24 protein-coding genes are annotated in these 20,910 nt (G+C 71.0%); 14 read left to right on the forward strand and 10 right to left on the reverse strand.

Annotation, left to right across the window (positions count from 1 at the left end):
• Positions 1-14: 14 nt before the first annotated feature.
• Entirely contained in the window at positions 15-884 is an 870-nt protein-coding gene (locus tag ACE3Q8_RS12955) for a UTP--glucose-1-phosphate uridylyltransferase (protein WP_374470687.1), read from the reverse strand.
• A 214-nt stretch (positions 885-1,098) separates the two neighbouring features.
• On the opposite strand from ACE3Q8_RS12955, the gene ACE3Q8_RS12960 reads away from it, so the two are divergent.
• Positions 1,099-1,446: a hypothetical protein gene (locus ACE3Q8_RS12960; protein ID WP_374470688.1), complete on the forward strand. Its 348-nt coding sequence runs from the start codon at positions 1,099-1,101 to the stop codon at positions 1,444-1,446.
• Between the two features lie 66 nt (positions 1,447-1,512).
• Here the strand turns inward: ACE3Q8_RS12960 and glmS are convergent, their stop codons facing one another.
• Positions 1,513-3,330, reverse strand: coding sequence for a glutamine--fructose-6-phosphate transaminase (isomerizing) (gene glmS, locus ACE3Q8_RS12965; protein ID WP_374470689.1), 1,818 nt, complete (start codon positions 3,328-3,330; stop codon positions 1,513-1,515).
• A gap of 121 nt (positions 3,331-3,451) precedes the next feature.
• On the opposite strand from glmS, the gene glmM reads away from it, so the two are divergent.
• On the forward strand, positions 3,452-4,804 hold the full coding sequence (gene glmM, locus ACE3Q8_RS12970; protein ID WP_374470690.1) for a phosphoglucosamine mutase: 1,353 nt from the start codon (positions 3,452-3,454) through the stop codon (positions 4,802-4,804).
• Positions 4,805-4,992: 188 nt separating this feature from the next.
• Positions 4,993-5,157 carry a hypothetical protein gene (locus ACE3Q8_RS12975; protein WP_374470691.1) on the forward strand — a complete coding sequence of 55 codons (165 nt, stop codon included), beginning with the start codon at positions 4,993-4,995 and terminating at the stop codon, positions 5,155-5,157.
• An 18-nt stretch (positions 5,158-5,175) separates the two neighbouring features.
• On the opposite strand, the gene ACE3Q8_RS12980 is transcribed toward ACE3Q8_RS12975, so the two are convergent.
• The 4 genes from ACE3Q8_RS12980 to ACE3Q8_RS12995 form a co-directional block, all read right to left on the reverse strand.
• Positions 5,176-6,480 carry a UDP-glucose/GDP-mannose dehydrogenase family protein gene (locus ACE3Q8_RS12980; RefSeq protein WP_374470692.1) on the reverse strand — a complete coding sequence of 435 codons (1,305 nt, stop codon included), beginning with the start codon at positions 6,478-6,480 and terminating at the stop codon, positions 5,176-5,178.
• 112 nt (positions 6,481-6,592) lie between these two features.
• Positions 6,593-8,095 (reverse strand): phosphomannomutase/phosphoglucomutase, encoded by a 1,503-nt coding sequence (locus ACE3Q8_RS12985; RefSeq protein ID WP_374470693.1) that lies wholly within the window; start codon positions 8,093-8,095, stop codon positions 6,593-6,595.
• A gap of 90 nt (positions 8,096-8,185) precedes the next feature.
• Positions 8,186-9,151, reverse strand: a complete 966-nt coding sequence (locus ACE3Q8_RS12990; RefSeq protein ID WP_374470694.1) for an SIS domain-containing protein — start codon at positions 9,149-9,151, stop codon at positions 8,186-8,188.
• On the reverse strand, positions 9,148-9,402 hold the full coding sequence (locus ACE3Q8_RS12995; protein ID WP_374470695.1) for a hypothetical protein: 255 nt from the start codon (positions 9,400-9,402) through the stop codon (positions 9,148-9,150). Before ACE3Q8_RS12995 ends, ACE3Q8_RS12990 begins: the two co-directional genes overlap by 4 nt.
• A gap of 76 nt (positions 9,403-9,478) precedes the next feature.
• On the opposite strand from ACE3Q8_RS12995, the gene gpmA reads away from it, so the two are divergent.
• The 6 genes from gpmA to ACE3Q8_RS13025 all read left to right on the forward strand — a co-directional run bounded on the left by gpmA (position 9,479) and on the right by ACE3Q8_RS13025 (position 13,802).
• The gene (gene gpmA / locus ACE3Q8_RS13000) at positions 9,479-10,189 is read left to right on the forward strand and encodes a 2,3-diphosphoglycerate-dependent phosphoglycerate mutase (RefSeq protein ID WP_374470696.1); all 711 of its coding nucleotides are present in this window, start codon (positions 9,479-9,481) and stop codon (positions 10,187-10,189) included.
• A 5-nt stretch (positions 10,190-10,194) separates the two neighbouring features.
• Positions 10,195-10,632 (forward strand): bifunctional diaminohydroxyphosphoribosylaminopyrimidine deaminase/5-amino-6-(5-phosphoribosylamino)uracil reductase RibD, encoded by a 438-nt coding sequence (locus tag ACE3Q8_RS13005; RefSeq protein WP_374470697.1) that lies wholly within the window; start codon positions 10,195-10,197, stop codon positions 10,630-10,632.
• Between the two features lie 137 nt (positions 10,633-10,769).
• Positions 10,770-11,444 carry a PepSY-associated TM helix domain-containing protein gene (locus ACE3Q8_RS13010; protein ID WP_374470698.1) on the forward strand — a complete coding sequence of 225 codons (675 nt, stop codon included), beginning with the start codon at positions 10,770-10,772 and terminating at the stop codon, positions 11,442-11,444.
• Between the two features lie 9 nt (positions 11,445-11,453).
• Entirely contained in the window at positions 11,454-11,975 is a 522-nt protein-coding gene (locus ACE3Q8_RS13015) for a DUF2271 domain-containing protein (RefSeq protein WP_374470699.1), read from the forward strand.
• A 23-nt stretch (positions 11,976-11,998) separates the two neighbouring features.
• Complete coding sequence (locus tag ACE3Q8_RS13020) at positions 11,999-12,811, forward strand: DUF4198 domain-containing protein (RefSeq protein ID WP_374470700.1); 813 nt, start codon at positions 11,999-12,001, stop codon at positions 12,809-12,811.
• 7 nt (positions 12,812-12,818) lie between these two features.
• A complete protein-coding gene (locus tag ACE3Q8_RS13025; protein WP_374470701.1) occupies positions 12,819-13,802 on the forward strand; it encodes an FAD:protein FMN transferase in 984 nt (327 codons plus the stop codon).
• A gap of 58 nt (positions 13,803-13,860) precedes the next feature.
• Here the strand turns inward: ACE3Q8_RS13025 and ACE3Q8_RS13030 are convergent, their stop codons facing one another.
• Positions 13,861-14,313 (reverse strand): Hsp20 family protein, encoded by a 453-nt coding sequence (locus ACE3Q8_RS13030; protein ID WP_374470702.1) that lies wholly within the window; start codon positions 14,311-14,313, stop codon positions 13,861-13,863.
• 233 nt (positions 14,314-14,546) lie between these two features.
• On the opposite strand from ACE3Q8_RS13030, the gene ACE3Q8_RS13035 reads away from it, so the two are divergent.
• From ACE3Q8_RS13035 to ACE3Q8_RS13050, 4 genes are all read left to right on the forward strand, one after another.
• Positions 14,547-15,386 (forward strand): class I SAM-dependent methyltransferase, encoded by an 840-nt coding sequence (locus ACE3Q8_RS13035; RefSeq protein ID WP_374470703.1) that lies wholly within the window; start codon positions 14,547-14,549, stop codon positions 15,384-15,386.
• A 79-nt stretch (positions 15,387-15,465) separates the two neighbouring features.
• Positions 15,466-16,353 (forward strand): class I SAM-dependent methyltransferase, encoded by an 888-nt coding sequence (locus ACE3Q8_RS13040; RefSeq protein ID WP_374470704.1) that lies wholly within the window; start codon positions 15,466-15,468, stop codon positions 16,351-16,353.
• Positions 16,354-16,425: 72 nt separating this feature from the next.
• Positions 16,426-16,734 (forward strand): SCP2 sterol-binding domain-containing protein, encoded by a 309-nt coding sequence (locus ACE3Q8_RS13045; RefSeq protein WP_374470705.1) that lies wholly within the window; start codon positions 16,426-16,428, stop codon positions 16,732-16,734.
• A 9-nt stretch (positions 16,735-16,743) separates the two neighbouring features.
• Positions 16,744-18,288 carry an alpha/beta fold hydrolase gene (locus tag ACE3Q8_RS13050; RefSeq protein WP_374470706.1) on the forward strand — a complete coding sequence of 515 codons (1,545 nt, stop codon included), beginning with the start codon at positions 16,744-16,746 and terminating at the stop codon, positions 18,286-18,288.
• Positions 18,289-18,421: 133 nt separating this feature from the next.
• Here the strand turns inward: ACE3Q8_RS13050 and hisN are convergent, their stop codons facing one another.
• Positions 18,422-19,237 (reverse strand): histidinol-phosphatase, encoded by an 816-nt coding sequence (gene hisN / locus ACE3Q8_RS13055; RefSeq protein ID WP_374470707.1) that lies wholly within the window; start codon positions 19,235-19,237, stop codon positions 18,422-18,424.
• Positions 19,238-19,250: 13 nt separating this feature from the next.
• Positions 19,251-19,628 (reverse strand): helix-turn-helix domain-containing protein, encoded by a 378-nt coding sequence (locus ACE3Q8_RS13060; RefSeq protein WP_374470708.1) that lies wholly within the window; start codon positions 19,626-19,628, stop codon positions 19,251-19,253.
• 112 nt (positions 19,629-19,740) lie between these two features.
• Between ACE3Q8_RS13060 and ACE3Q8_RS13065 the strand changes: the two genes are divergently transcribed.
• The gene (locus tag ACE3Q8_RS13065) at positions 19,741-20,673 is read left to right on the forward strand and encodes a lysophospholipid acyltransferase family protein (protein ID WP_374470709.1); all 933 of its coding nucleotides are present in this window, start codon (positions 19,741-19,743) and stop codon (positions 20,671-20,673) included.
• Here the strand turns inward: ACE3Q8_RS13065 and ACE3Q8_RS13070 are convergent.
• Positions 20,670-20,888: a DUF2093 domain-containing protein gene (locus ACE3Q8_RS13070; protein WP_374470710.1), complete on the reverse strand. Its 219-nt coding sequence runs from the start codon at positions 20,886-20,888 to the stop codon at positions 20,670-20,672. The genes ACE3Q8_RS13065 and ACE3Q8_RS13070 overlap by 4 nt on opposite strands.
• Between the last annotated feature and the right edge of the window lie 22 nt (positions 20,889-20,910).

Consider the following 20,910-nt stretch of genomic DNA (forward strand, 5'->3'; position numbering starts at 1 on the left):
GGAAGCCTCTGGGGTTAAAGCAGTTCCCGGATCGCCGCGCGGGCCGCGTCGGCCAGGTCGGGGCGCCGGAGCGCGAAGGCGACGTTGGCCCGCAGCAGGCCGATCTTGTCGCCGCAGTCGTAGGTCGTGCCCTCGTACTCCAGCGCATGGAAGTCCTGGCGCTTCATGAGGTTGGCCATGCCGTCGGTGAGCTGGATCTCGCCGCCCGCGCCGCGCTCCTGGGTCTCGAGGATCTCGAAGATGTCCGGCTGCAGGATGTAGCGGCCCGAGATGAACAGGTTCGACGGCTCCGTCCCCGGCGCGGGCTTCTCGACCATGCCGGTCATCCGGTTGAGGCGGCCGTCCTGGCCGTCCAGCGCGACGATGCCGTACTTGTGGGCCTCGCCCTCCGGCGCCGGCTCCACCACCACGATGTTGCCGCCGACCTTGTCGTGGGCGGCCACCGCCTGGGCGAGGGCCGGGGTCTCGGCGGCCATCAGCATGTCGGGCAGCATCACGGCGAACGGCTCGTCGCCGATCACGTCGCGGGCGCACCACACCGCGTGGCCGAGGCCGAGCGGGGCCATCTGGCGGATGAAGCTCATCTGGCCGGGCTGCGGCAGGTCGCGGCGGACCTCCTCCAGGATCGCCGTCTTGCCCTTGGCCTCGAGCGCCTGCTCGATCTCGGGCGAGGCGTCGAAGTAGTCCTCGATCGCGCCCTGGCCCCGGCCGACGATGAACACGAAGTGCTCGATGCCGGCGGCGCGCGCCTCCTCGACGATGTACGACAGGATCGGCCTGTCGACGACGTTCAGCAGGTTCTTGGGCGTGGTCTTGGCCCCCGGCAGCACACGGGTCCCCAGCCCCGCCACCGGCAGGACAGCCTTACGGACGCGCTTCGTCATCGACACCCCTCTCCACCCGTTCCCCAAGCTTCGCCTTGCGGCGGACACCCAACGCCTGGACGCGCCGAGCGATCCCTCCGCGGTAGAGGACAGGCGCCCGGAAATCCACAGGCGCGTGCGACAAAAGTGATCAGGTCGACCCTGTTCACGATTTCGGGAACGTGTAACCTGCCGCCACAAGTCGGGGGAAAATCGTCCTCCAGGGGAGACACCCATGAAGCTCCGTATCCTCACCTCCGTCGCCGCCGCGGCCGTCCTCGCCGCGGGCCTGTCCGCCTGCGGCCAGAAGACCGAAGAAGCGCCGGCCACCGGCACCGCCGCGGACGCCTCCGCGACCGCTCCGGCCGCCGACACCTCCGCCATGGGCGCGGCGACCACCACCGATCCTGCCGCCGCCGGCGCCATGGGCACGACGACGGATCCGGCCGCGGCCGGCGCCACGACCGGCGCGACCACGGGCGACACCACCGGCGCCATGGGCGCGACCGGCACGACGGGGACCACCGGCACGACCGGAACCACGGGTACGACCGGCACGACCGGTTCGACGACCACCCCGTAAGACCTTTCCGGCCTCAGGCCAGGAACGGAGCGGCCGCCCCCTCAGGGGCGGCCGTTTTCGTAGGCGCTATTCGACGGTGACGGACTTGGCCAGGTTGCGCGGCTGGTCCACGTCGGCGCCCTTCTGAACGGCCACGTGATAGGCCAGGAGCTGCACCGGCGCCGACAGCACCAGCGGCGCGATCAGCGGATCGCAGCGGGGCGCGGTCACCACCACCCGCGCGCCCTTGGGGGCGTGGCGCTCGCCGTCCGGATCGGTGATGAAGATCACCTGGCCGCCGCGCGCCATGACCTCCTGCATGTTGGAGGCCGACTTCTCGAAGTAGCTGTCGAAGGGCGCCAGGATGACGATCGGCGTCTGCTCGTCGACAAGGGCGATCGGCCCGTGCTTCAGCTCGCCGGCCGCATACCCCTCGGCATGGATATAGCTGATCTCCTTCAGCTTCAGCGCGCCTTCCAGGGCCAGCGGGTACATCGGCCCGCGCCCGAGGTAGAGCACGTCCCGGGCCTTGGCGACCTCCTGGGCGATGCTGCGGACGGCGTCCTCCAGCTTGATGGATTCCGCGATCAGCCGCGGCGCCTCGAGCAGCACGCGCACCAGCCGCTGCTCCTCGGCGGCGTCGATGCGGCCGCGGGCGCGGGCCGCCGCGATGGCCACGGCGGTCAGCACGCTCACCTGGGCGGTGAAGGCCTTGGTGGAGGCGACGCCGATCTCCGGACCGCAGTGGATCGGCCACACCACGTCCACCTCCCGGGCCATGGTGCTCTCGGTCGCGTTGACCACCGCCGCCGTGGTCATGCCCTTGCTGGCGCAGAACCGCAGCGCCGCCAGCGTGTCGGCGGTCTCGCCCGACTGCGACATGGCGATGGCCAGGGCGTCCTTGCGCAGCGCCGGCTGGCGGTAGCGGAACTCCGAGGCGATCTCCACGTCCACCGGCAGGTCGGCCAGTTGCTCGATCAGGTACTTGCCCATCACCCCGGCGATGTAGGACGTCCCGCAGGCGACGATCTGGACGCGGTCGAGCTCGGCCCAGTCGATGTCGCCCGGCACCGCGGTGCTGGCCGACAGCGTGTCCACATAGGCCGCGATCGTGTGCTGGCACCCTTCGGGCTGGTCGTGGATCTCCTTCTCCATGAAGTGGCGGTAGTTGCCCTTCTCCACCAGAGCGGCCGAGGCGGGCACCTGGCGGACCGGGCGGTCGGCAGGCTGGCCGGTCTCGTCGAAGATCCGCGCCTGGCCGTGGTCGATGGCCACGTAGTCGCCCTCGTCCAGGTAGGCGATGCGGTTGGTGAACGGCCCGACCGCCAGGGCGTCGGAGCCGATGAACATCTCGCCGTCGCCGTACCCGACCACAAGAGGGCTGCCGCGGCGGGCGCCCATCACCAGCGAGTCCTCGCCCTCGATCAGCACGCCGATGGCGTAGGCGCCCTTGAGCTGGTCGAGCGTGGTCTTCAGCGCCTCCAGCGGCGGCCTGCCGTCCAGCTCGCAGTCCAGAAGCTGAGCGATCACCTCGGTGTCGGTGTCGCTCTCGAAGGTGCGGCCGCGCGCCTTCAGCGCCTCGCGCAGCTCGGCGTAGTTCTCGATGATGCCGTTGTGCACCAGGGTGACGCGGCCGGCCTTGTGCGGGTGGGCGTTGCGCTCGGACGGCGCGCCGTGGGTCGCCCACCGCGTGTGCCCAATGCCGACGGTGGCCTGCAGCGGCTCGGACGCCAGCCGCTCCTCCAGCGCGCGGATCTTGCCTTGGGCCCGCCGGCGCTCGACCTTGCCCCCGACGACGCCCGCCACGCCGGCGGAATCATAGCCGCGGTACTCCAGCCGCTTCAGGCTTTCGATCAGCCGATCCTGAACCGGACGCGTACCGACGATGCCGATGATGCCGCACATGAGCCCTTGATTCCTTTGTGGTAGAGCGCCGACTTGCGCACTCGGCTGTAACGCTGGGGCTTTAGCATCGGCTAAGCTGCCGGCCACTAAATCTCAGTTTCGGATCGTTTCGGGAGCATCGATGAGCAAGCGCGCCTATTTCGGCACCGACGGCATCCGCGGCCAGGCCAACCGTCACCCCATGACGGCGGAGGTCGCGCTGCGGGTGGGGATGGCCGCCGGCAAGCTGTTCATGTCCAAGGACGAGCGGCGGCACCTGGTGGTGATCGGCAAGGACACCCGGCTCTCGGGCTACATGATCGAGCCGGCGCTGGTGGCGGGCTTCACGAGCGTGGGGATGGACGTGCGCCTGTTCGGGCCGCTGCCGACGCCGGGGGTGGCGATGATGACCCGTTCGCTGCGCGCCGATCTGGGCGTGATGATCTCCGCCTCGCACAACCACTTCGCCGACAACGGCATCAAGCTGTTCGGCCCGGACGGCTACAAGCTCTCCGACGAGCGCGAGCTCGAGATCGAGGCCCTGATGGACCAGGGCCTGGAAGAGGGCCTGGCGGCTCCGAACGGCCTCGGCCGGGTGCAGCGCATCGACGACTGCCAGGCGCGCTATGTGGAGATCGCGAAGGCCTCGTTCCCGCGCCGGCTCAGCCTGGCGGGCATGCGGGTGGTGATCGATTGCGCCAACGGCGCCGCCTACAAGGTCGCCCCCGAGGCGCTCTACGAGCTGGGCGCCGAAGTGATCCGCATCGGCGTCGCGCCGGACGGCTTCAACATCAACGACGAGTGCGGCTCGACCGCCCCGGCCGCCATGCAGAAGGCGGTCAAGGAGTACCGGGCCGACATCGGCATCGCGCTGGACGGCGACGCCGACCGCCTGGTGATCTGCGACGAGAAGGGCCAGATCGTCGACGGCGACCAGATCATGGCCCTGATCGCCGACCACTGGGCGCGCACCGACCGGCTGACCGGCGGCGGGGTGGTGGCCACGGTGATGTCGAACCTCGGCCTCGAGCGGTTCTTGGCCGCCCGGCGGCTCAAGCTCGAGCGGACCAAGGTGGGCGACCGCTACGTCATGGCCCGCATGCGCGAGGGCGGCTTCAACCTGGGCGGTGAGCAGTCCGGCCACATCATCCTGTCGGACCTCTCCACCACCGGCGACGGCCTGCTGGCCGCCCTGCAGGTGCTGGCGGTGCTGAAGGAGAGCGACCAGCCGATGAGCGCGCTCGCCCGCCAGTTCGAGCCGGCGCCGCAGAAGCTGGAGAACGTGCGGTTCTCGGGCGGCAAGCCGCTGGAGAACGAGCAGGTGAAGAAGGCTATCGCCGAGGCCGAGGCGCGGCTGGACGGCGTCGGCCGGCTGGTCATCCGGCCCTCCGGCACCGAGCCCCTGATCCGGGTCATGGCCGAAGGCGATGACGAGAAGCTGGTCAGCCAGGTGGTCAAGGAGATCGTCGGCGCGGTGAAGAAGGCCGCCGCCTAGGCGCGGGGGGGCGGCCCGCTCTCCGCCGCGGCGCGCCGCCACCGCGCCCGTGCGCCATCCGAGCCCTCGCGAACAAGGTCTTGTCAGCTGCCGTGGCGGCAACCCTACCCATGGTTAGCGACTTGTGTCAGCATCGTCACAATGCTGCGTCGCTCGAACGGCGTGGCGCATAATGGGTTGGAGGAAACATGCGGCGCGACCTCGCTTTCGGCGGGGCGGCGCGGCCAATGGTCGGCAGGGGCGTCAGCTCCATCGCCTGCCTGGCCTTCGTCGTCGTCCTGGCGCTGGCCTTCTGGGCCGGTGCGGTCTGGCTCGGTCAGCTTCTGATGCAGGTGAGTTCCGGCGGGTTCTGAGCCCCGCCGTCACGTCCCTCAGGCGCGTCCCACGCTGGTGTACGCGAAGCCGCGCGCGCGCATGTCGTCCGGCTTGTAGATGTTGCGCAGGTCGACCAGCACGGGCGTCTTCATCAGCAGCTTGATGCGGTCGAGGTCGAGCGCGCGGAACTGGTCCCATTCGGTGATGATGACCAGCGCGTCGGCGCCCTCCGCCGCGGCGTAGGGGTCGTCCCGGAACGCCACGTCCTTCAGCATGTGCCTGGCCTCGTGGCCCTCGGGGTCGAAGGCCTGCACCCGCGCGCCGGCCGCCTGCAGGGCCGGGACGATGTCGAGGCTGGGCGCGTCGCGCATGTCGTCGGTGTTCGGCTTGAAGGTGAGCCCCAGCACGCCGATGGTCTTGCCGGCGAGGCCGTCGCCGTCCACCGCCTGGATGACCTTCTGGGCCATGGCCTTCTTGCGGGCGTCGTTGACCCGCACGGTGGTCTCGATCAGCTCCACGGGCGAGCCCGCGTCGCGGGCGGTGCGCACCAGGGCCAGGGTGTCCTTCGGGAAGCAGGAGCCGCCGTAGCCGGGCCCGGCGTTCAGGAACTTGGAGCCGATCCGGCCGTCCAGGCCGATGCCGCGGGCCACCTGTTGCACGTCGGCGCCCACCGCCTCGCAGAGGTCGGCGATCTCGTTGATGAAGGTGATCTTCATCGCCAGGAAGGCGTTGCCCGCGTATTTGATCAGCTCGCTGGTCCGCCGGCCGGTGAACTGGATCGGCGTCTCGTTGAGGTAGAGCGGCCGGTAGAGCTCGCGCATCACCGCCTCGGCGCGCGGATCGTTCGTGCCGACGACGACGCGGTCGGGGCGCTTGAAGTCCTCGATCGCCGCGCCCTCGCGCAGGAACTCGGGGTTAGACACCACGGCGACCTCGGCCTCGGGCCGCACGCGCTTGAAGATCGCCTCGATCTCGTCGCCCGTGCCCACCGGCACCGTCGACTTGGTCACCACCACGGTGAAGCCTTCCACCAGCCCGGCGATCTCCTCGGCGGCGGCGTAGACGTAAGACAGGTCCGCATGGCCGTCGCCGCGGCGCGAGGGCGTGCCCACCGCGATGAACACCGCGTCGGCGTTCTTGACCGCCTCAGCCGCGTCGGTGGTGAAGAACAGCCGGCCGGCCTTGACGTTGTTGGCCACCAGCACGTCGAGGCCCGGCTCGTAGATCGGGATGCCGCCGGCCTGCAGCCGCTCGATCTTGCCCGCATCCTTGTCGATGCAGGTCACGATGTGACCGAAGTCTGCGAAACAGGCGCCGCTGACCAGGCCCACATAGCCTGTGCCGATCATCGCCACGTGCATGAGTCGTATCCCCGACTGGAGTTGGCGCCTTTCACCACGCAGGCGCGGCCATAACAACGGGCCGCCGGACGGCGGCGGCACAATTCCGAAAGACGCAGCAAATCGGCCGCCGTCAGATTTCCTGGTTGTAGGCGCCCACCTGCGGCCGCTTGGCCAAGCGGGGCTTCACCTCCTCGCGGAAGAGGGCGCGCATGTCGTCCTCCGACTGCGAGCTTTCCACCACCACCACGATCTCCGGCTTATTGGACGAGGCGCGGACCAGCACCCAAGAGCCGTCCTCCAGCGCCACGCGCACGCCGTTGACCGTGATCACCTCGGTGATCGCCCGGCCCAGGATCTTGCCGCCGGACTTGGCGAATTCGGTGTATTCGCGGACCACGTCCTCGACGACGCCGTACTTCTCCTCGTCGGCGCAGTGCGGACTCATCGTGAGCGAGGTGTAGGCGACCGGCAGGGCCTTCTTCAGGTCCGACAGCTTCTTGCCCGGGTTGCGGTCGAGCATGGCGAGGATCGCGGCGGCCGCCACGATGCCGTCGTCGTACCCGCGCCCGATCGGCGGGTTGAAGAAGAAGTGGCCGCTCTTCTCGAAGCCCGCCAGCGCGCCCAGCTCGGCGGTCTTGCGCTTGATGTAGCTGTGGCCGGTCTTCCAGTAGACCGTCTTGGCGCCGTTCGCCTTCAGCACCTCGTCGGTGGCGAAGAGGCCGGTGGACTTCACGTCCACCACGAAGGTGGCGTTCTGGTGCAGGGCGCTGAGGTCGCGGGCCAGCATCAGGCCGATCTTGTCGGCGAAGATCTCCTCGCCCTCGTCGTCCACCACGCCGCAACGGTCGCCGTCGCCGTCGAAGCCCAGGCACACGTCGGCCCCGTACTCGCGGACGGCCTTGGCCATCTCGCTGAGCATGTGGTGGTCCTCGGGATTCGGGTTGTACTTGGGGAAGGTCCAGTCGAGATCGCAGTCCATCTCGATCACCTCGGCCACGCCCATCCGGCGCAGCGCCTCCGGCGCGAAGGCCCCAGCCGTGCCGTTGCCGCAGGCGGCGATCACCTTCAGGGGCCGGGTGATCTGCGCCCGGCTCGCCGCGTCGGCGATGTAGCGTTCGCGCACGCCGTCGATGTGGGCCACCGTGCCACCCGGCCGCTGCTTCCACTGGCCGCCGAGCACCAGCTCCTTCAGGCGGCCCATCTCGTCGGGGCCGAAGGTCAGCGGCCGCTGGGCGCCCATCTTCACGCCGGTCCAGCCGTTTTCGTTGTGGCTGGCGGTGACCATGGCCACGCAGGGCGCCTCCAGGTCGAACTGGGCGAAGTAGGCCATGGGCGAGGTGGCGAGGCCGATGTCGAGGACTTCGCACCCGGCCGCGACCAGGCCGATGGTCAGGGCCTGCTTGATGGACAGCGAGTAGGAGCGGAAGTCGTGCCCGACCACGATGCGGCTCTGGCCGAGCTCGTGGATGTAGGTGCCGAGGCCCAGCCCCAGGGCCTGCACGCCCAGCAGGTTGATCTCCGGCCCGAACAGCCAGCGCGCGTCGTACTCCCGGAAGCCCGTGGCCTTCACCAGGGCTTGCGTCTCGTATTCGAAGGTGTTGGGCGCGAGGTCGGCGCGGGGAGCGGGCAGCATCGGAACTCCGGAAAACGGCGTCAGGCGATCTTACTACTTGAGCGGAAGGCCCCTAGGCGACTCCCAACGCTCGCAGCGTAGCTTTGTGCCTTACATAACCCCGGCGCGCAGGATGTCGTGCACGTGCAGGATGCCGACCGGCCGGCCGTCGTCGACCACGAACAGCACGGTCACCGCCGGCGGCGGGTCGCTCATCAGCGCCAGGGCCTCCGAGGCCAGCATGTCGGGCGGCACGGTCTTCTTCGGCCCCGGCGTCATGACCTCGCCGGCCGTGTGGCCCATCAGGCCCTCGATGTGGCGGCGCAGGTCGCCGTCGGTGATCGCGCCCACGAGCCGGCCGGCTCCATCGGTGACCCCGACGATGCCCCAGCGCTTCTCGGTCATCACCAGCAACGCCTCGCGCATCGGCGTCGCCTCGTCCACCAGCGGCAGCTCGTGCGCGCCGTGCATCAGCGAGCCGGCGGTGCGCAGCATGGCGCCCAGCTTTCCGCCCGGGTGGAAGACGTGAAAGTCGGTGGGCTTGAAGCCCCGCCGTTCCAGCAGGGCCACGGCGAGCGCGTCGCCCAGCGCGATCTGCAGGGTTGTGGAGGTGGTCGGCGCATTCACCTCCGCCGTGGCTTCCGCCGCGTCGGTCAGGGCGAGGATCACGTCGGCCGCCTGGCCAAGCGCGCTGTCGGGGCGCGCGGTGATGGCGATCAGCGGGATCGCGAACCGCTTCGCGTAGGCGAGGATGTCGGCCAGCTCTCGCGACTCCCCGGACTTGGAGATCGCCAGGATCACGTCGGCTTCCGTGACCATGCCCAGGTCGCCGTGGCTGGCCTCGGCCGGGTGGACGAAGAAGGCGGGCGAGCCCGTCGAGGCGAAGGTGGCGGCGATCTTGCGGGCCACGTGGCCCGCCTTGCCCATGCCGGTGCAGATGATCCGGCCGCGGGCCTCGAACAGCAGGTCGACGGCACGGGCGAAAGTCGCGTCCAGGCCGCCGGCCTGGGCGGCCAGGGCCTCGGCTTCCTGGGCCAGGACGCGGCGGCCCACGGCGATGGCGTCGAAACTGCTCATTGGGTGGGCGCGATCGCCTGGCTCTGCAGGTCGCGGACGGCGTCGCGGGCCTGGCGGGCCCGCTCCTGCGCCGCCTCGTGCTCGCGCTGCATGGCCGCCTTCATGGCGGGCGTCTGCTGGACCGGCGTATGGCCGAACGGCCCCGGCGACCGGGCGCCAAGGCCCTGCGGCCAGACCATGGCCAGCGCCACTGCGCCCACGGCGGCGAGCCCCAGCAGCGGCAGGTAGAGGCGGTCGAGCATAGGGCGCATATAGCCGCTTCGCCGCTTGACGGCCAATGTCCCGGACCGCTAGCGGCTCTGGCCCAGCCTGAAGGAGACCTCCGCCTTGCCGACGCTCATCCTGCTCCGCCACGGCCAGAGCCAGTGGAATCTGGAGAACCGCTTCACCGGCTGGGTGGACGTGGACCTGACGCCTCAGGGCGAGGCCGAGGCGAAGAAGGGCGGCGAGCTGATCAAGGCCGCCGGGATCTTCCTCGACGGCTGCTACACCTCGGTCCAGACCCGCGCGATCCGCACCTCCTGGATCGCCCTGCACGCGGCCGGCCAGGCCTATGTGCCGGAGGTGAAGGACTGGCGGCTGAACGAGCGTCACTACGGGGGGCTCACTGGCCTCAACAAGGCGGAGACGGCCGAGAAGCACGGCGAGGAGCAGGTGAAGATCTGGCGCCGCTCCTTCGACATCCCGCCGCCCGAGCTCGCGCCGGGCGGGGCGTACGACTTCTCCAAGGACCGCCGCTACGCGGGCGTCGAGCTGCCCGCCACCGAGAGCCTGAAGACCACGCTCCAGCGCGTGCAGCCCTACTGGGAGGCCGAGATCGCGCCGCAGCTCAGGGCCGGCAAGACCCTGCTGATCGCCGCCCACGGCAACTCGCTGCGGGCCATCGTCAAGCTGCTGTTCAACGTGGCCGACGACGCCATCGTGGGCGTCGAGATCCCCACCGGCAATCCGCTGCTGATCGAGCTGGACGCGAACCTGAAGCCCACCGCCGCCCGCTACCTCGACGAGGCCCGCGCGCAGGCGCTGCCGGCGATCTGACCGGCATGGGCGCCGACGAGACCCACATGCGCCGCGCCATCGCGCTGGCCCGGGGCAACGTCGGCGCCACGGGCGAGAACCCGTCCGTCGGCTGCGTGATCGTCCGCGGCGACACGGTCGTCGGCGAGGGTGTCACCGCCCCCGGCGGACGGCCGCACGCCGAGGAGCTGGCGCTGGGCGTGGCGGGCGAGGGCGCCCGCGGCGCCACGGCCTACGTCACCCTGGAACCCTGCGCGGTGCGCTCCAGCGGCGCGCCCTCCTGCTCGCAGCGCCTGGTCGCGGCCGGCGTCGCGCGGGTGGTGATCGCCTGCGAGGACACCTCGGTGATGGCGGCGGGGCAGGGCGCCGCCCGTCTCCGGGGCGCGGGTGTCGAGGTGCTCGCCGGCCTCCTCGCCGATGAGGCCGCCGCCCTTTACGCGGACTATCGACCGCGCCAAGCCTGAGGCGGCCGCCAGGGCCGTTGCCAAGTCTGCCAAGGCTCGATATTGCGAATTAGTCGCAAGTATCGAGGTCCGGCTTCCATGATCCGCGCACGGCGCTTCCGTCCGGCCGTCTGCCCCCGTGCGTCGGGGGTGTGCGCGTGACCACGTCCGAGCTTGCGCCTGCCGACGCCGCCCAGGCCGAGCGCGCCCGCGCCAAGAAGCGCGCCCAGGCCCGCGCCGCCCTGCTACGCCAGGTCCTGCGCTGGCACTGGATCAGCGCCGCGGTGTGCCTCGTAGGCATGCTGCTGTTCGCCATCACCGGCATCACCCTGAACCACGCCGGGGCCATCAAGGCCGAGCCGAAGACCGTCACCCGCGAGAGCGTGCTGCCCGAGCCGCTGCGACCGGCCCTCCAGGCCGCCGAGGCCGCCGGCGGCGTCCTGCCCGAGCCCACGCGCCAGTGGCTCGCCCGCGAGATGCAGGTGAAGGCGCCGGCCGGCGCGAAGGTGGAGTGGTCGCCAGGCGAGGCCTATGTGGCCCTGCCGGGGCCGGGCTCCGACGCCTGGGTGACGATCGACACGGCCACGGGCGACGCCGCCTACGAGCGCACCGACCGCGGGGCGATCGCCTACCTCAACGACCTCCACAAGGGCCGCAACACCGGCCCGGCCTGGGCCTGGTTCATCGACATCTTCGCGATCGGCTGCGTGGTGTTCTGCGTCACCGGCCTGATCCTGCTGCAGCTCCACGCCCACGCCCGCAGGTCCACCTGGCCGCTGGTCGGGCTGGGCCTGGTCATCCCCCTGCTTCTCGCCCTGTTCCTGATCCACTGAGGAGAGCGTATGCGCGTCCCTGGTCCAAAGTTCGTCGCGGCCGTCACCGGGCTCGCCGCCGCGCCGGCCGCCGCCGAGGCCGCCCAGCTCGCGGTGAGCGTGGAGATCCCCCGCCTGGATGTCGCCGAGTACCACCGACCCTACGTGGCCATGTGGATCGAGAAGCCGGACAGCACGGCCGTGAAGACGCTCGCCGTCTGGTACGACGTGAAGCAGAAGAACAACGAAGGCGCCGAGTGGCTGAAGGACATGCGCACCTGGTGGCGGCGGGCCGGCCGCGGCCTGGCCATGCCCGCCGACGGGGTGAGCGGGCCGACGCGCGCGCCCGGCCGTCACCAGGTGGTGTTCAGCCAGGCCCAGATCGGAAACCTGCCGGCCGGCGACTACGCCCTGGTGGTCGAGGCCGCCCGCGAAGTGGGGGGGCGCGAGGTGGTGCGGGCGCCGTTCGTCTGGCCGCCCAAGGGCGTGAAGACCGGCCAGGCCCGCGGCTCCACCGAGCTGGGCGCCGTCGCCGTCACCGCCAAACCGTGATCATCGAGAGAAGAAGGACCGTCATGACCGCTTCCCGCGCCGCCGCCGTCCTGGCCGGCCTCGCCGTGCTGACCCTGCCGGTCGCCGCCCAGGCGCACCGCATGTGGATGGTGCCGTCCTCCACCGTGCTCTCCGGGACCGACGCCTGGGTGACGGTGGACGCCGCCGTGTCGAACACCCTGTTCTTCCCCGACCACGTGCCCATGCGCCTGAACGGCCTGCAGGTGATCGGTCCGGACGGCGCCGTGGCCAATCCGGAGAACCCCGCCACCGGCAAGTACCGCTCGACGTTCGACGTCCACATGACGAAGCCGGGGACCTACAAGATCACCACCGCCAACGAGGGCCTGATGGCCTCGTGGAAGGACGGGACGGAGACCAAGCGCTGGCGCGGTTCGGTGACCGACTTCGCCACTGCCGTGCCGCAGGGCGCGCCGGAGCTGAAGGTCACCGCCAACCAGCGCCGGCTGGAAACCTTCGTGACGCTGGGCGCGCCGACGACAGACGCGCTTAAACCCACCGGCAAGGGCCTCGAGCTCGAGCCCGTCACCCACCCCAACGACCTCGTGGCCGGTGAGGCCGCGAAATTCCGGCTGCTGCTCGACGGCAAGCCGGCGTCGGGCGTCGAGGTGGAGGTGATCCCGGGCGGCGCGCGCTACCGGAAGTCGCCGGGCGAGATCAAGGCCACGACCGGCGCCGACGGGGTCTTCCAGGTGACCTGGCCCGAGGCCGGAATGTATTGGATGGAAGCCGAGGTGCGCGGCGGGGCGGGCCCGGTGCCGGGCTCTGAGCGGAACGCCGGCTATGTGGCAACCTTCGAGGTGCTGCCGGACTAAGTCCGGCATGCGCATCGCCGTCCCGAACTCCATCGCGTCCGCGGCCGCCCGTCCGCGGGGCGGCCGCGAGGTCCGCCTGTCCGGCCCGACCATGGGCGTGAGCTGGACGGTGCGGGTGCTGGCGCCGGACGGCGCGTCGGACGCCGAGATCCGCGCCGCCGTCCAGAGCGCCGTGGACGGCGTGGTGGCCCAGATGAGCGACTGGGAGCCGGAGAGCGACCTATCCCGCTTCAACCGCGCCCCGGCCGGAAGCTGGGTCCGGGCGCCGGCCGACCTGGTCGACGTGGTGCAGGCGGGCGTCTTCCTGGCCACCCTGTCGGAGGGCGCCTTCGATCCGACAATCGGAGCCTTGACTGAGCTCTGGGGTTTCGGCCCGGCCGGGCCGGTCGCGGAAGCGCCCGAACGCGCCGCGCTCACCGCCGCCTGCGCGGGTTGGCGCGGCCTGCAGGTGGATGTGGCGGGCGGGCGCCTCTACCAGCCCGGCGGCCTGCGGCTCGACCTCTCCGGCATCGCCAAGGGCTTCGGCGTAGACAGGGCCTCGGCGGCGCTATCCGGGCTCGGGCTGCGCGACCACCTGCTCGAGATCGGCGGCGAGCTGAGGGGGGAGGGCGTGAAGGGCTCGGGCGAGCCCTGGTGGGTGGACGTCGAGCCGCCGCCGGGCTCCGCGCTGGAGCCGCTGCGGGTGGCCGCCCACGGCCTCTCGGTGGCCACCTCGGGCGACTGGCGACGCGGCTTCGAAGCCGATGGCCGGCGCTACAGCCACACCCTCGACCCCCGCACGCGCGCGCCGGTGGACGCGGCGCTCGCCGCCGTCACGGTGATCCACCGCGAATGCATGCAGGCCGACGCCCTGTGCACCGCCCTGATGGTGCTGGGCGCCGACGCCATGACCTTCGCCGAGCGGCACGAGGTGGCGGCGCTGATCGTCCGGCGATCCGGCAAGGGCTTCGTCGAGGAGGTGACGCCAGCGCTGCAGGCGCTGCTCGACTGACACGAAAAAGGGCGGCCCCTGGGGACCGCCCTTCGTTCGGGAGCTGAGAGGCGAGGCCTTAGGCGGCCTTTTCGCCTTCGATCAGTTGCGACCGGCCGGCGCCGATCTCGATCCGACGCGGCTTCAGCGCTTCGGGAAGCTCACGCTTCAGCGAGATGGACAGAAGGCCGTTGTCGAGGCTGGCGTCCGTGACCACGACGTAGTCCGCCAGCTGGAACCGGCGCTCGAAATTGCGCTCGGCCAGGCCGCGATGCAGGAAGCGGCGGGTGTCGTCGTTGGCGGCCTTGCGGCCCTGGACGGTGAGGAGGTTCTCCTTCACCTCGACGTTGAGTTCTTCGGGACGGAAGCCCGCCACCGCGATCTCGATGCGGTAGGCGTTCTCGTCGGTCCGCTCGATGTTGTACGGCGGATAGCCGGTCGCGGTTTCGGTCGTGGCCTGATCCAGCAGGTCGGCCAGGCGGTCGAAGCCCACGACGGAGCGGTAGAGGGGGGAGAAGTCGATCGTACGCATGCGGTCACATCCTTCTTTCAAAGCAAGGTTGCGTCTGTGGGACTGTCGGCGACCCCGAAGGCCTCGCGCGGCGTCCCGGAAGGCCCGGACATCCAGCGCCTTCCGTCAGTCTAGGTAGGGGCGCCGTTTGCGGGTTCAAGAGGGGCCCGCGCGCCGAAATCGAGCGCTTGCCAGCGCCGCCGTGGCCGCTAAGTCTTGCCGGCCATAACCAGGTTCATCGGGAAGAGAACGCCATGCTCCGCGCCCTCATCGCCGCGCCCGCCCTCGCGGTCGCGATCGCCGCCGCCGCGCCCAGCCAGGCCGCCGACGCCCAGTTGCAGAAGGCTGTGGCCAACCCAGCCCGCGCCGAGGAACACAAGGCTCGCGACAAGTGGCGCCACCCGACCGAGACCCTGGCCTTCTGGGGCCTGAAGCCCGGCCAGACGGTCATCGAACTGTCCCCCGGCTCCGGTTACTGGACCGAGATCCTGGCGCCCTACGCCAAGGCGACCGGCGGCGCCTACGTGACGACGGGCGCGGACCTCGAAAACCCGGCGACGTCGGAAGGCGCTCGCCGCGGCCGCGCCGCCTTCGAGGCCAAGTACGCCGACGCCGCGAAGTGGGGCCCGGTGAAGGTGGTGAACTTCGGCCCTCAGGCAAAGCCGCTCGGCGCGCCCGCCTCGGCCGACATGGTCATCACCGCCCGCAACATCCACAACTTCATGTACCAGCAGGGCATGCTCGATAAGGTGATGAAGGACGCCTACGACGTCCTGAAGCCGGGCGGCGTGCTGGCTGTCGAGGAGCACCGGGCCGACCCGCGCCCGGAGACGCCCGGAGTCACCGACGGCTATGTGGCGATGAAGACCGTGGTGGCCGCGGCCGAGAAGGCGGGCTTCAAGCTCGCCGCCCAGTCCGAGGTGAACGCCAATCCCAAGGACACCAAGGATCATCCCTTCGGGGTCTGGACCCTGCCGCCGGTGCGCCGCTCGGCCGCCCCGGGCCAGGCCGCGGATCCGAACTTCGACCGCACGAAGTACGACGCCATCGGCGAGAGCGACCGCATGACGCTCCGTTTCGTGAAGCCGGCGTGACGCTCGGCCTTTGACGGTAAAGGCGGAGCGGTCTACCACCACGGCGATGTCAGTTGCCGGGGGGCGTGACGAGGTCGGTTTGGCGCGCCCCATCTCCACCCTTTCCCGTCGCTCCATTCTGCTGGGCGCCGCCGCGCTGAGCGCTTGCGGCGGCAAGCCCGCCGAACAGGCGCAGGCCCCTGCGAAAAAGGGCCCGGCGAGCGGCATGACCCTGCAGCAGGCGGTGGCCGGCGACTGGCGGCTGCCGGCCGACCGGGCGCGGGACGCCTGGCGCCATCCCGTGGAGAGCCTGACCTTCTGGGGCCTCAAGCCCGGACAGACGGTGGTGGAGTTCTGGCCGGGCGCCGGCTGGTACACCGACATCCTGGCGCCGTTCCTGGCCGCCACCGGAGGCAAGCTCTACGCTGCCAACCTACAGCCCGATCCGGCCGACCCCGCCAGCGTCGCGGTGGTCGAGGCCTACCGCCGCCGGCTGACCGACAATCCCAAGCTCTACGGCCAGGTCGAGATCACCGCCTTTGGCCCCACCAGCGGCCCGGTGGCGCCCGTCGGCTCCGCGGACCTCGTGCTGTTTCTGCGCAACCTGCACAACTGGATGGCGGCCGGCGTGGCGGAGAAGGCGTTCCGCGACGCCTTCGCGGCGCTCAAACCCGGAGGACTGCTCGGGGTGGAAGAGCACCGCGCCAACGCCGGCGGCGTCCAGGACGTGATGGCGGCGGAGGGCTACGTCCAGCAGGCCTATGTGGTCCAGCTCGCCCAGGAGGCCGGCTTCCAGCTCGCGGAGGCGAGCGAGATCAACGCCAACCCCAAGGACACCAAGGACCATCCCTTCGGCGTCTGGACCCTGCCGCCGGTGCGCCGCTCCAGCCCGCGTGGCCAGCCGAACGACCCGGACTTCGACCATTCCCGCTACGACGCGATCGGCGAGAGCGACCGAATGACGCTGCGGTTCGCGAAGCCTGTCTGAACGCAACCCTGACGGTTTACTTCCCTCGCCTGCGAAGCGAAGCTCGACGGTGAGTCGGGAGGCCGGGGGGCTATGGCGACGATCGAGGAAATCACGGACCGGATCCGCCACGCGGCGGCGACGTCGGCTGGCCTCGACAAGACCATCAAGCTCGACCTGAAGGGCGAAGGCTACATCCACATCGCCGGCGCCGAGGTCACCAACGAGGACCGCCCGGCGGACCTCACGGTCACCGTCGCGCGCAAGGATCTGGAGGCGCTGGGCAGGCGCGAGCTCGACCCGATGCGGGCGGTGATGACCGGCCGGCTCAAGCTGTCGGACATGGGCCTCGCCATGAAGCTCCTGCCGCAGATTCAATCTCTGTTTTCCAACGCCGGGTAAGGCAGCGTCATGGCCGAGTCCGCGCCTCTGTTCGAGATCCCCGGCAACCCCATCCCGCGCGGCGGGACGGCGGAGTGGTTCAGCGGCCACGGCGGCGCCCGGCTGCGCGCCGCGCTGTTCCGTCCCGAGGGTAAGCCGCGCGGCTCGGTGGTGCTCTCCGGCGGCCGGACCGAGCCGATCGAGAAATATTTCGAGACGGTCTCCGACTTCCTGGAGCGGGGCTTCGTGGTGCTGGTCCACGACTGGCGCGGCCAGGGGCTCTCGCACCGCTCCCTCGGCGACCGGCTGAAGGGGCACGCCAACGGCTACAAGGCCTTCCTCGACGATTACCAGGCGCTGCTCGCCGCCTTCGCGGACCGTCTGCCCAAGCCCTGGCTGGCGGTCGGCCACTCCATGGGCGGTTGCCTGACGCTGCTGGCCCTGGCGCACGGGGAGAGGCGCTTCGCCGGGGCGCTCCTGTCGGCTCCGATGCTGGGCATCCGCACCGCGCCCACGTCCCAGCGCGCGGCGCGGATGGCGACGCGGATGAATTTGCTGCTGGGCCGCGCCGCCCGCTACGCCCGGGACCCCAAGCGGGCGCTGCCCGAGGACGACTTCGAGACCAACATCCTGACCCACGACCGCGCGCGCTTCGAGCGCAACTGCGCCCTCGTGGCCGCCCACCCCGACCTGGCGCTCGGCGCGCCGACCTGGGGCTGGCTGGACTTCGCCTTCCGCGCCACCGCCTTCCTCGCCCGGCCCGAGCGGCTGCGCGAGGTCACCTTGCCGGTGACGATCGTGTCCGCGGGGGAAGAGAAGCTGGTGGACAACGCCGCCCAGGCGGCCGCGGCCCGACACCTGCCGCAGGGCAAGCTGATCGCCGCGCCCGGCGCCTACCATGAAATCCTGATGGAGACCGACGAGATGCGAAACATCTTCATGAAGGCCTTCGACATGCTGACCGGCCGCACCGCGCCGAAGCCCGTCGAGACGCCGAAGCCCACCGTCGCCGCGTCCGCGGCGCCGAAGCCGGCGGAGGCCCCCAAGCCCGCCCCGGCGCCCGTGGCCGAGGCCCCGAAGCCCGCCGCCGCCCCGGCTCCGGCGAAGGCCGAGGTGAAGCCGGTCGCCGCCAAGGCTCCGGCCGCCAACAAGCCCGCGGCCAAGAAGCCCGCCGCCAAGGCCGCAGCGCCGAAGCCTGCGGCTCCGAAGGCCGCGGCTCCGGCCAAAAAGGCTCCGGCCAAGGCCGCCGCGAAGCCGGCCGCCGCCAAGGCCGCGGCTCCGAAGACCGCACCGAAGCCCACCGCCAAGCCTGCGGCCGCCAAGGCTCCCGTGAAGGCCGCCGCCCCGAAGGTCGCCGCGAAGCCCGCGGCTAAGCTGGCGAAGGTCTCCAGCCCGAAGGCGGTTGCGCCCAAGGCTCCGGCGGCGAAGGTCGCGGCTCCGAAGGCGGCTGCGAAACCCGCGGCCAAGCCGGCCGCGCCGAAGCCGGCGGCGGCCGCCAAGCCCGCGGTCGCCAAGAAGCCGGTCGCCGCCGCGGCGAAGAAGCCGGTTGCGAAGAAGCCCGCGCCGGCCATGTGAGCCGCAGCCCCCCGCTTGGCGGGAGGGTGGGCGGGCAGGGATTGGGGTCCAGGCGGACTCGTCGGCGCTTGCGCCCGATGCCCTTGCCGCCCGTGCGAGAGGTTCAGGCCCTCCCCGCCAGGGGAGGGCTTTCCTATTTGGCCGAGCGCTTCAGGGCCACCAGGGCCTCGTCGAGGCAGGCGCGGTCCCCGGCGATGGCGATCTGGCCGCCGCGCTCTGGCATCGGCTGACCGCGCCAGTCGGTGACGATCCCGCCCGCGCCCTCGATCAGCGGCACGAGGCCGGCGACGTCCCAGGGGGCGAGCCCCGCCTCCACCACCAAGTCCATCGTGCCGGCCGCCACCATGGCGTAGGCGTAGGCGTCGCAGCCCAGCCGGGCGAGCCTGGCGGCCGCGCGGACCTGCCGCCAGGCGCCCAGCTCGGCGCCGTCGAAACAGGCTTCCGGGTCGGTGGTGGAGATGATGGCGTCGGTCAGCCGAGGGCACGGCCGGACCTTCAGGGGGCGCTCCTCGCCCCGGACGACCAGCCGGGAGCCGCCGGGCGTGCCCACATAGACTTCGCCGAGATAAGGCTGGGCGATCGAGCCCAGCACCTGGCGGCCCTCGACCCGCAGCCCGATCAGGGTGCACCACAGCGGCAGGCCGGAGATGAAGGCGCGGGTGCCGTCCACCGGATCGGTGATCCACACGAACTCGGCGTCCGCCCGGTCCTCGCCGTACTCCTCGCCCACGACCCCGTGCTCGGGATAGCGCTCGGCGATCAGCTTGCGGATGGCGCGCTCGGCGCCCTTGTCGGCCTCGGTGACCGGATCGAAGCCCTTGGCGCCGCCCTTGTCCACCAGGCCATGGTCGGCGCGGAAGTAGGGCGCGATGGCGGCGGCGGCGGCGGCGTTCAGCTCGAGCAGGAAGGCGTCCAGCTCGGCGATTTTCTCGGGGGAGAGGGCGGGCATGGCCCGCCCTTTATCAGCCTTCCGCCTCGCCGTTGAGCGACTTGGCGAGGTCGAGCAGCCGGCGGCGGGGACGCTCGCCGAGCTGGTAGTAGGCCTGGATAAGGTCGCGGGTCTCCTTGCGGGCGAACATCTCGCCGCCGCCCTCGCTGGCCAGCACCTGCTCGCGCTGGGCCTTGGACAGCCCCTCGTAGAAGTAGCTGACAGGCACCTCGAGCACCTCGGCAAGCTGCCACAGCCGGGCGGCCGACATGCGGTTGGCGGCGCACTCGTATTTCTGGATCTGCTGGAAACGCACGCCGCAGACCGCCGCCAGTTGCTGCTGCGTCAGGCCGAGCAGGCGCCGGCGACGGCGCAGCCTGCGGCCGAGGTGGACATCGATCTCACTGCTCATGACGGTCTACGGCCCCCAGTCCCCGTCCCGATGCGGGACAACCCGCTCCAGCGCCGCAAGTCGCTTGCCACGCGGGTTGGAGGGATCGCCCGCCCCCGCTAGGTAGGGGGCCATGGCGGAGAACAAGCCCTCGCTCGGGCGCGACATCGGTTGGCGGCTGGAGGCCTTCGCCTACGACGTGGCCGAGGCGCTGGCGCGCGCCTTCCCTATCGACGCCGTGTCCGATTTCGGCGCCTGGCTGTTCAGCCGCCTGGGCCCGCTGACCAGCGCGCACCGGGTGGCCGAGACCAACCTGCGGATCGTCTTCCCCGAGAAGTCCGACGCCGAGATCGCTGCGTTGCTGGCCGAGCAATGGCGCCATCTCGGCCGCTGGTTCGCCGAGTTCCCGATCCTCGACCGCATCCTGGCCGACCCCTCCCGGGTGGAGGTCGTGGGCGCCGTCCGGCTGGCGGAGATCCGCGACGGGGGTGGGCCCGTGGTGTTCATCTCCGGCCACTTCTCGTCGTTCGAGCTGATGTCGGCGGTGATCGTCCGCTCGGGCGTGCCGTGCCAGATCACCTACCGCGCCACCAACAACCCGTACGTCGACGCCCGCATCCGCCGCGGCCGCATCCGCTACGGGGTCAGGCTGTTCGCGCCGAAGGGGACCGAGGGCGCCCGCGAGCTGCTGCGCGCGCTCTCACGTGGCGAGTCCGTGGCGCTGATGAACGATCAGAAGTTCAACGGCGGGGTCCCCGCGCCGCTGTTCGGGGTGACGGCGCACACCGCGCCGGGACCGTCCTCCTTCGCGCTTCGCTACGGCATCCCGCTGCAGCCGATGAGCGTCCAGCGGATCGACCGGGCGCGGTTCCGGGTGATCGTCCACGAGCCGATCTTCCTCACCGACACCGGGGACCGGAACGCCGACATCGAGGCCGGCGTGCGGGTGGTCAACGCCTGGATGGAGGCGCGCATCCGCGAGCGCCCGCCCGAGTGGTTCTGGGTCCACAAGCGTTGGCCGAACGAGGTGTACAAGCGGGCGAAGGCGCCGCCGCCGGCTAACTAGGGGTTGGTTTCCTTCCACCGCTGCAGCGCCTCGGCCGGCCCGGCGTAGGCCTCCTGCAGCGGGGCGCTCCAGTAGCGGAGCTGCTCGAGCGGGATCTTCTTGCCCGTCACCGCGCAGATCACGTAGCGGCCCGGCTTCAGCACGGCGAAGTCGCCGTCGCCGTAGTGCAGCTTGGCGAGGTCCTGTCCCGAGAAGTCGCGATCGTGGGCGTTCATGGGCCTGGATATAGCGCGCCGG

This window comes from Phenylobacterium sp. (genome assembly GCF_041913825.1).
Taxonomy (GTDB): Bacteria; Pseudomonadota; Alphaproteobacteria; order Caulobacterales; family Caulobacteraceae; genus Phenylobacterium.

Excerpts from the sequence above, each read along its gene's own strand:
- ACE3Q8_RS12955 (WP_374470687.1), bottom strand. The coding sequence starts at position 884 with ATGACGAAGCGCGTCCGTAAGGCTGTCCTGCCGGTGGCGGGGCTGGGG.
- ACE3Q8_RS12960 (WP_374470688.1), top strand. The coding sequence starts at position 1,099 with ATGAAGCTCCGTATCCTCACCTCCGTCGCCGCCGCGGCCGTCCTCGCC.
- glmS (WP_374470689.1), bottom strand. The coding sequence starts at position 3,330 with ATGTGCGGCATCATCGGCATCGTCGGTACGCGTCCGGTTCAGGATCGG.
- glmM (WP_374470690.1), top strand. The coding sequence starts at position 3,452 with ATGAGCAAGCGCGCCTATTTCGGCACCGACGGCATCCGCGGCCAGGCC.
- ACE3Q8_RS12975 (WP_374470691.1), top strand. The coding sequence starts at position 4,993 with ATGCGGCGCGACCTCGCTTTCGGCGGGGCGGCGCGGCCAATGGTCGGC.
- ACE3Q8_RS12980 (WP_374470692.1), bottom strand. The coding sequence starts at position 6,480 with ATGCACGTGGCGATGATCGGCACAGGCTATGTGGGCCTGGTCAGCGGC.
- ACE3Q8_RS12985 (WP_374470693.1), bottom strand. The coding sequence starts at position 8,095 with ATGCTGCCCGCTCCCCGCGCCGACCTCGCGCCCAACACCTTCGAATAC.
- ACE3Q8_RS12990 (WP_374470694.1), bottom strand. The coding sequence starts at position 9,151 with ATGAGCAGTTTCGACGCCATCGCCGTGGGCCGCCGCGTCCTGGCCCAG.
- ACE3Q8_RS12995 (WP_374470695.1), bottom strand. The coding sequence starts at position 9,402 with ATGCGCCCTATGCTCGACCGCCTCTACCTGCCGCTGCTGGGGCTCGCC.
- ACE3Q8_RS13005 (WP_374470697.1), top strand. The coding sequence starts at position 10,195 with ATGGGCGCCGACGAGACCCACATGCGCCGCGCCATCGCGCTGGCCCGG.
- ACE3Q8_RS13015 (WP_374470699.1), top strand. The coding sequence starts at position 11,454 with ATGCGCGTCCCTGGTCCAAAGTTCGTCGCGGCCGTCACCGGGCTCGCC.
- ACE3Q8_RS13020 (WP_374470700.1), top strand. The coding sequence starts at position 11,999 with ATGACCGCTTCCCGCGCCGCCGCCGTCCTGGCCGGCCTCGCCGTGCTG.
- ACE3Q8_RS13025 (WP_374470701.1), top strand. The coding sequence starts at position 12,819 with ATGCGCATCGCCGTCCCGAACTCCATCGCGTCCGCGGCCGCCCGTCCG.
- ACE3Q8_RS13030 (WP_374470702.1), bottom strand. The coding sequence starts at position 14,313 with ATGCGTACGATCGACTTCTCCCCCCTCTACCGCTCCGTCGTGGGCTTC.
- ACE3Q8_RS13035 (WP_374470703.1), top strand. The coding sequence starts at position 14,547 with ATGCTCCGCGCCCTCATCGCCGCGCCCGCCCTCGCGGTCGCGATCGCC.
- ACE3Q8_RS13045 (WP_374470705.1), top strand. The coding sequence starts at position 16,426 with ATGGCGACGATCGAGGAAATCACGGACCGGATCCGCCACGCGGCGGCG.
- ACE3Q8_RS13050 (WP_374470706.1), top strand. The coding sequence starts at position 16,744 with ATGGCCGAGTCCGCGCCTCTGTTCGAGATCCCCGGCAACCCCATCCCG.
- hisN (WP_374470707.1), bottom strand. The coding sequence starts at position 19,237 with ATGCCCGCCCTCTCCCCCGAGAAAATCGCCGAGCTGGACGCCTTCCTG.
- ACE3Q8_RS13060 (WP_374470708.1), bottom strand. The coding sequence starts at position 19,628 with ATGAGCAGTGAGATCGATGTCCACCTCGGCCGCAGGCTGCGCCGTCGC.
- ACE3Q8_RS13065 (WP_374470709.1), top strand. The coding sequence starts at position 19,741 with ATGGCGGAGAACAAGCCCTCGCTCGGGCGCGACATCGGTTGGCGGCTG.
- ACE3Q8_RS13070 (WP_374470710.1), bottom strand. The coding sequence starts at position 20,888 with ATGAACGCCCACGATCGCGACTTCTCGGGACAGGACCTCGCCAAGCTG.